At 68.6% G+C, this 6,254-nt stretch carries 6 protein-coding genes; 4 read left to right on the top strand and 2 right to left on the bottom strand.

The annotated features are described in order from the left end of the window. Positions 1-109 precede the first annotated feature (109 nt). The gene (locus VO99_RS27300; RefSeq protein WP_046116130.1) at positions 110-745 is read right to left on the bottom strand and encodes a response regulator; all 636 of its coding nucleotides are present in this window, start codon (positions 743-745) and stop codon (positions 110-112) included. After that, on the bottom strand, positions 742-1,896 hold the full coding sequence (locus VO99_RS27295; protein WP_083441004.1) for a hybrid sensor histidine kinase/response regulator: 1,155 nt from the start codon (positions 1,894-1,896) through the stop codon (positions 742-744). Before VO99_RS27295 ends, VO99_RS27300 begins: the two co-directional genes overlap by 4 nt. Before the next feature lie 178 nt (positions 1,897-2,074). Between VO99_RS27295 and VO99_RS27290 the strand changes: the two genes are divergently transcribed. The 4 genes from VO99_RS27290 to VO99_RS27275 all read left to right on the top strand — a co-directional run. Further along, positions 2,075-2,512, top strand: coding sequence for a hypothetical protein (locus VO99_RS27290; protein ID WP_046116128.1), 438 nt, complete (start codon positions 2,075-2,077; stop codon positions 2,510-2,512). Between the two features lie 59 nt (positions 2,513-2,571). Continuing rightward, the gene (locus VO99_RS27285; protein WP_046116127.1) at positions 2,572-2,934 is read left to right on the top strand and encodes a response regulator; all 363 of its coding nucleotides are present in this window, start codon (positions 2,572-2,574) and stop codon (positions 2,932-2,934) included. Positions 2,935-2,951: 17 nt separating this feature from the next. Further along, complete coding sequence (locus VO99_RS27280) at positions 2,952-5,117, top strand: chemotaxis protein CheA (RefSeq protein WP_046116126.1); 2,166 nt, start codon at positions 2,952-2,954, stop codon at positions 5,115-5,117. Between the two features lie 68 nt (positions 5,118-5,185). Next, a partial coding sequence (locus VO99_RS27275) for a methyl-accepting chemotaxis protein (RefSeq protein ID WP_198157102.1) occupies positions 5,186-6,254 on the top strand: 1,069 nt, incomplete at its 3' end.

Here is a 6,254-nt window from a genome sequence, read left to right as displayed (position 1 = left end):
GAAAGAACCTCTTGACGGTTCACACCTAGCGCAAGGCAGACGCCCAGGAGGAACTCGAACGGCACCTTGTGCCGGAGGCGCCAGCCGGCGCGCGTTCCAGCAGGACCGTTCAGCTGCCCACCAGGCCGTTGCGGATGGCGTACACCGTCAGCTCCGAGTTGTTGCCCAGCCCCAGCTTCTCCAGCACCCGCGCGCGGTACACGGACACGGTCTTGGGCGACAGCATCAGTTCCTCGGCGATGTCGGACAGGCGCTTGCCGCTGGCGATCATCACCAGGGTCTGCAATTCGCGGTCCGACAGCTTCTCGTGCGCCTGCTCGGGCACCGGCGTGGTCAGGCTTTCCACCAGCATCTGCGCGATCTCGGGCGTGACGTACTTGCGGCCCTGCGACACCGTGCGCACCGCCTGCACGATGATCTGCGGGTCGCCGCCCTTGTTGACGTAGCCGTAGGCGCCGGCGCGCAGCGCACGGATGGCGTACTGGTCCTCGGGGTACATGCTGACGATCAGCACCTTGATCGGCGAGCCTTCGTCCTTCAGCACATGCAGCACGTCCAGGCCGCTGCGCCCGGGCATGTTGATGTCCAGCACCAGCACGTCGCAGGTGGTTCCGCGCAGCAGGGTGCGCAGCTCACCGTAGTCGCCGGCCTCGCCCACCACCTCGATGTCCGAGGCGTCGGACAGCGTGTCCCGGATGCCGCGCCGGATCAGCGCGTGGTCGTCGCACAGCATCACCTTGATCATGGTTTCCCCCAGGCGGATGGATCGTGTGTTTCCGCGGTCGCATCGTTGAAGTCCTCATCGTCCCCCGGCGCGCTGCGCTGCACGTGCAGCGGCACCGACAGGATGAGCGTGGTACCTCGACCGCTGCCGCCGCTGCTGAGTTCCACCCAGCCGCCGACGGTACCGGCTCTTTCATGCAGGCCGCGGATGCCGAAGCTGCGGGCCTTGGCCAGGTCTTCGCTCGACAGGCCGCGGCCGTTGTCGCTGACTTCCAGCGACAGCACGCCCTGCGCCAGCGACAGGTCGATGGACGCGCGCGTGGCCTGTGCATGCTTGCTCACGTTGGTGAGCGCCTCCTGCGCGGTACGGTAGGCCACCAGCGGCACGCCGGCCGGCAGCGTGGGCAGCGCATCGTGGCTGACGCGGCAGGTGCAGGCGATGCCGGTGCGCTTCTCAAAGCGGTTGGCCATCCATTGCAGCGCGGCCACCAGGCCCTGCTCCAGGATGGCCGGCCGCAGGTTGTGCATGATGCGCTGGCTGGCCTCGATCGCGTAGGTGACCGTTTCCAGCGCCTGCTGCACGCGGTCGTACACCTCGGTGTTGACCGTGTGGCGGGCGATCCACGCGAGGTCGAACTTGACCGCGGTGAGCGAGCCGCCCACGTCGTCGTGGATCTCGCGCGCGATCGCCGCACGCTCCATCTCCACGCTGGTCTGCAGGTGCTGCGCCAGCTCCGACAGCCGCGTGCGCGAGGCGGCCAGCGCGCGGTCGGTGTCGGCCTTCTGGCGGCGCATCTCGGTGGTCTCGATGGCGTGCTCGAGCGCCGGCGCCAGCCGCGAGAGGTTGGCCTTGAGCAGGTAGTCGCTGGCGCCGTTGCGCATGGCTTCCACCGCGGTGTCCTCGCCGATCTCGCCCGAGACGAGGATGAACGGGATCATCAGCCCGCTGGCGTTCAGGATTTCCAGCGCGGTGAGGCCGGAGAAGCCCGGCAGGTTGTAGTCCGACAGCACCGCATCCCAGGGCTCGGCCAGCGCGGCGCGGAATTCGGCCTCGGTTTCCACGCGCCGGGTGTCCACGTCCAGCCCGCCGCGGCGCAGGTAGGCCAGGGCCAGGTCGTGGTCGAGCTCGGAATCCTCGATGTGCAGAACACGCAGGCGATGGACGCTGGTCATGGCGACGAGTATCGGCCCCCGCGGGCCCTCGCTCGGGAAGGTTGAACTGGGGCCCATTTTGACGGGTGATCGCCGCATCGCCGGGGGCCGGGCCTTCCAACAATGCCATGCATCGAAAACCGAGCCCGGGCAGTCCGCCCGGTCGGGCCGATTCGCCCTTGCCGGAGCCCCGAAGCCGATGAACGACGTACCCGAAACCCGATCCAGCGAAGTGCTGCTGGCCAATGCCGAGATGCAGGACCACCTGATGGTGGCCTGCAACGACCTGGAGCGCCTGCAACGGCTGCTGTCGGGCGCCTGCGAGACGCTGATGGCCAGCTTCGACGGCGCCAATGCCGCGGTGCAGTCGTTGCGCGACGCGGCCCAGCAGCACGATTCCGCCAGCACCATCGCCCAGCACCTGGGCCAGGCGATCACCGCCCTGCAGTTCCAGGACATGGCCTCGCAGCTGGTGGCGCACACCATGCAGCGCCTGCGCAATTGCGCCGACCGCCTGGCCGCCGACGCCTGGGGCGTGGACGACGAGGAAGGCCTGGCCATCGTCGAGACACCGCCGCTGCGGCCCAACCCCGTGACGCAGGACGAAATGGACGCCGGGTCCATCGAGTTGTTCTGAGCTAAAGAAGCCCCGCCTTCACCCGAAAACCAGCAAGACCCGATTCGGAGTAACGAACGATGCACTCAATCCTTGCCGTCGATGATTCGGCGTCCATGCGCCAGATGGTGACCTTCACCCTGAAGAACGCCGGCTACAACGTCGTCGAAGCCGTCGATGGCCAGGACGCCTGGGAAAAGGCCAACAGCCGCGACTTCAACCTCGTGCTGACCGACCAGAACATGCCTCGCATGGACGGCATCGGCCTGACCAAGAAGCTGCGCGAGAACCCCAAGTTCAAGGCCACGCCCATCCTGATCCTGACCACCGAGTCGAGCGACCAGATGAAGCAGGCCGGCCGCGCCGCGGGCGCCACCGGATGGCTCGTCAAGCCGTTCGACCCTGCCAAGCTGATCGAGGTGATCGGCAAGGTCATCCGCTGACCGGACCGGAGCACCCGATGGGCGAAATGACTCAAGAAGGCGGCAACGCCTCGGCCGGGTTCGACCTGAGCCAGTTCTACCAGGTCTTCTTCGAGGAAGCCGGCGAGAACCTGGACTCGATGGAGCAGATGCTCCTGCAGATCGACCTGGAATCCGCGGACGACGAAGAGCTGAACGCGGTCTTCCGCTGCGCGCACTCCGTCAAGGGCGGCGCGGCCACCTTCGGCTTTGCCGACGTGGCCGAGCTGACCCACCAGATGGAAACGCTGCTGGACAAGCTGCGCCGCCACGAACTGGCGCCGAATGCCCAGATGGTGGACGTGCTGCTGCTGGCCGGCGACGCGCTGCGTGCGCAGCTGGCGCGCCACCAGGGCGCCGGCGGCGATCCGGTGGACACCACCGAGCTGCTGTTCAGCATCCGCGCGCTCGTCGAAGGCGGCAGCGCCCCGGTGCCCACCGCCGTGGCCACCGTGCCCGTGGCGGCCGCACCGGCGCCGGAGCGCATCGTCGACGACCTGCCGCCCGCCGCCGCGCCGGCCCCGGCCGCCGGCCCCGGCCTGCGCCAGCTCGAACTCACCGTGGGCCCGCTGCCCCGGCCCGAGCAGGCAGACAGCCTGGCCGAGCTGTTCAAGGAGATCGCCGACCTGGGCGTGATCGAGCCGCTGGACGCCGGCCGCGCGGCCGACGGCATGCGCCGCTTCAAGATCACCACCGGCAGCACCGACAACGACCTGCTGGACCTGTTCAGCTTCCACGTCAGCCGCGAGCACATGAAGCTGCAGCCGCTGGGGCCGGGCTACGGCTTCCATGAAGGCAGCCCCGGCGCACCGGTCGTGACCGACGCACCGGCGGCCGACCCCGGCTACGGCTTCTTCGACGACGCACCGGGCGCACCGGGCGGTGCCGCCGCCACGGCGAACGCACCCGCCGGCGTGCCCGCCGAGGTCGAAGCCGCCAAGCCGGCCGCCGCCGCCGCGCCGCGCGCCGCCAAGGCCGAGGCCAAGCAGGGCGCCGCGCTGGATTCCGCCACGCTGCGCGTGTCGGTCGAGAAGGTGGACCAGCTGATCAACCTGGTGGGCGAGCTCGTCATCACCCAGGCCATGCTGGCGCAGAACAGCAAGAACCTCGACTCGGGCGTGGCCCAGCAGCTCGTCTCGGGCCTGGCCGACCTGGAGCGCAACACCCGCGACCTGCAGGAAGCGGTGATGTCGATCCGGATGATCCCGATGTCGATGGTGTTCAACCGCTTCCCGCGCATGCTGCGCGACCTGGCCGCCAAGCTCGGCAAGAAGGTGGAGCTGGTGACGCAGGGTGAAGCCACCGAGCTGGACAAGGGCCTGGTGGAGAAGATCACCGACCCGCTGACCCACCTGGTGCGCAACAGCTGCGACCACGGCGTGGAGATGCCAGCCGACCGCCTGGCCAAGGGCAAGAGCGAGACCGGCACCATCACGCTGGTGGCCTCCCACCAGGGTGGCAGCATCGTCATCGAGGTGCGCGACGACGGCCGCGGCCTGTCGCGCGAGAAGCTGCTGAAGAAGGCCCGCGAGAAGGGCATCGACGCGCCCGACACCATGACCGACTCGGAGGTGTGGAACCTCATCTTCGCGCCGGGCTTCTCCACCGCCGAGCAGGTGACCGACGTGTCCGGCCGCGGCGTGGGCATGGACGTGGTGAAGAAGAACATCACCTCGCTGGGCGGCTCGGTGGAGATCGATTCCGCCGAGGGCTATGGCATGAGCGTGAGGGTGCGCCTGCCGCTGACGCTGGCCATCATGGACGGCATGAGCGTGGGCGTGGGCGACGAGTGCTACATCCTGCCGCTGTCCAGCGTGGTCGAGTCGTTCCAGGTGCAGCCGGGCATGGTCAAGACCATTGGCGGCAGTGGCCGCGTGGTGGAAGTGCGCGACGAGTACATGCCGGTGATCGACCTGGAGGAAGTGTTCCAGGTGCCGCGCTTCGACTTCGAGCACGTGAGCAACATCCTGGTGGTGATCGAGGCCGAAGGCGGCCGCGTCGCGGTGCTGGTGGACGAGCTCCTCGGCCAGCAGCAGGTGGTCGTGAAGAACCTGGAAGCCAACTACCGCCGCGTCAACGACGTGTCGGGCGCCACCATCATGGGCGACGGCCGCGTGGCCCTGATCCTGGATGTCGGCAGCCTGATCCGCCGCAGCCGGCATTGATGCGCGGCAGCACCGTGCATCGCCCCTAACCGCAGTACGTTGGATCGCCCATGCAGTTCAATCACATGATGAGAACCTTCACCATCCGCATGCGCATGATCGGCGCCATCGGGGTGGTGCTCTTCCTGCTCGCCCTGGTGGGCAGCGCCGGCCTGTACGGCATGTACAGGATCGAGTCGATCAACACGGCGTTCGCGCAGAACACCGTGGCCGAGGCCTCCGAGCTGAGCGACCTGCGCGCCGCCATCGGCGAGCTGCGCAGCCTCGAGAAGGACATGATCATCAGCTACGAGAAGCCGGAGCTGGTGACCAAGCACCACGAGGCCTGGAAGCAGACGCTGGCGCGCGCCAACCAGATCATCGAGAAGATGCTGGCCGGCGAGGACGACGTGGACAACGCCATCCTGCGCCGCATGCAGCCGGAGCTGGACACCTACGCCAAGAAGCTGGCGCCGGTGGCCCGCCAGCTGGAAGCCGGCGCCTACGACACCGCCACCGTCGCCAACCGCATGCTGGGCCCCGCCCACCAGGCCAGCGACGCCGCCGTGGCCATGGTGGGCGAGATCCGCGAGGCGCTGGAGAAGGAAGCGCAGCAGGCTCACGCGTCGGCCGAGGCCGCCGTCTCCAGCACGGTGCTGCTGTTCGGTGGCGCGCTGCTGCTGGCCGTGGCCGTGGTGCTGCCGCTGACGCTGCTGAACATGCGCTCGATCTGCCAGCCGGTGGACGAAGCCCGCCGCTTGGCCGAAGCCATCGCCCAGGGCGACCTGACCCGCGAGGTGACGGCCGACGGCAAGGACGAGACCGCGGCGCTGCTGCGCTCGCTCACCGCCATGCAGCAGCGGCTGCGCAGCATCGTGGGCGACATCCGCGACGCGGCCTCCAACATCCAGCTGGCTTCCAGCGAGGTGGCCACCGGCAACCAGGACCTGAGCCAGCGCACCGAGCACACGGCCAGCAACCTGCAGCAGGCCGCCAGCAGCATGGAGCAGCTCACCGGCACGGTGAAGCAGACGGCCGACGCGGCCACCACCGCCAACCAGCTGGCCGGCTCGGCCTCCGACACGGCGGGCAAGGGCGGCACGGTGGTCTCGCAGGTTGTGTCCACGATGGACGAGATCCACACCAGCTCGAAGAAGA

This window comes from Aquincola tertiaricarbonis, from assembly GCF_000969605.1.
In the GTDB taxonomy this organism is placed as follows: Bacteria; Pseudomonadota; Gammaproteobacteria; order Burkholderiales; family Burkholderiaceae_C; genus Aquincola; species Aquincola tertiaricarbonis.
This window is presented reverse-complemented; position numbering and strand designations above follow the sequence as displayed.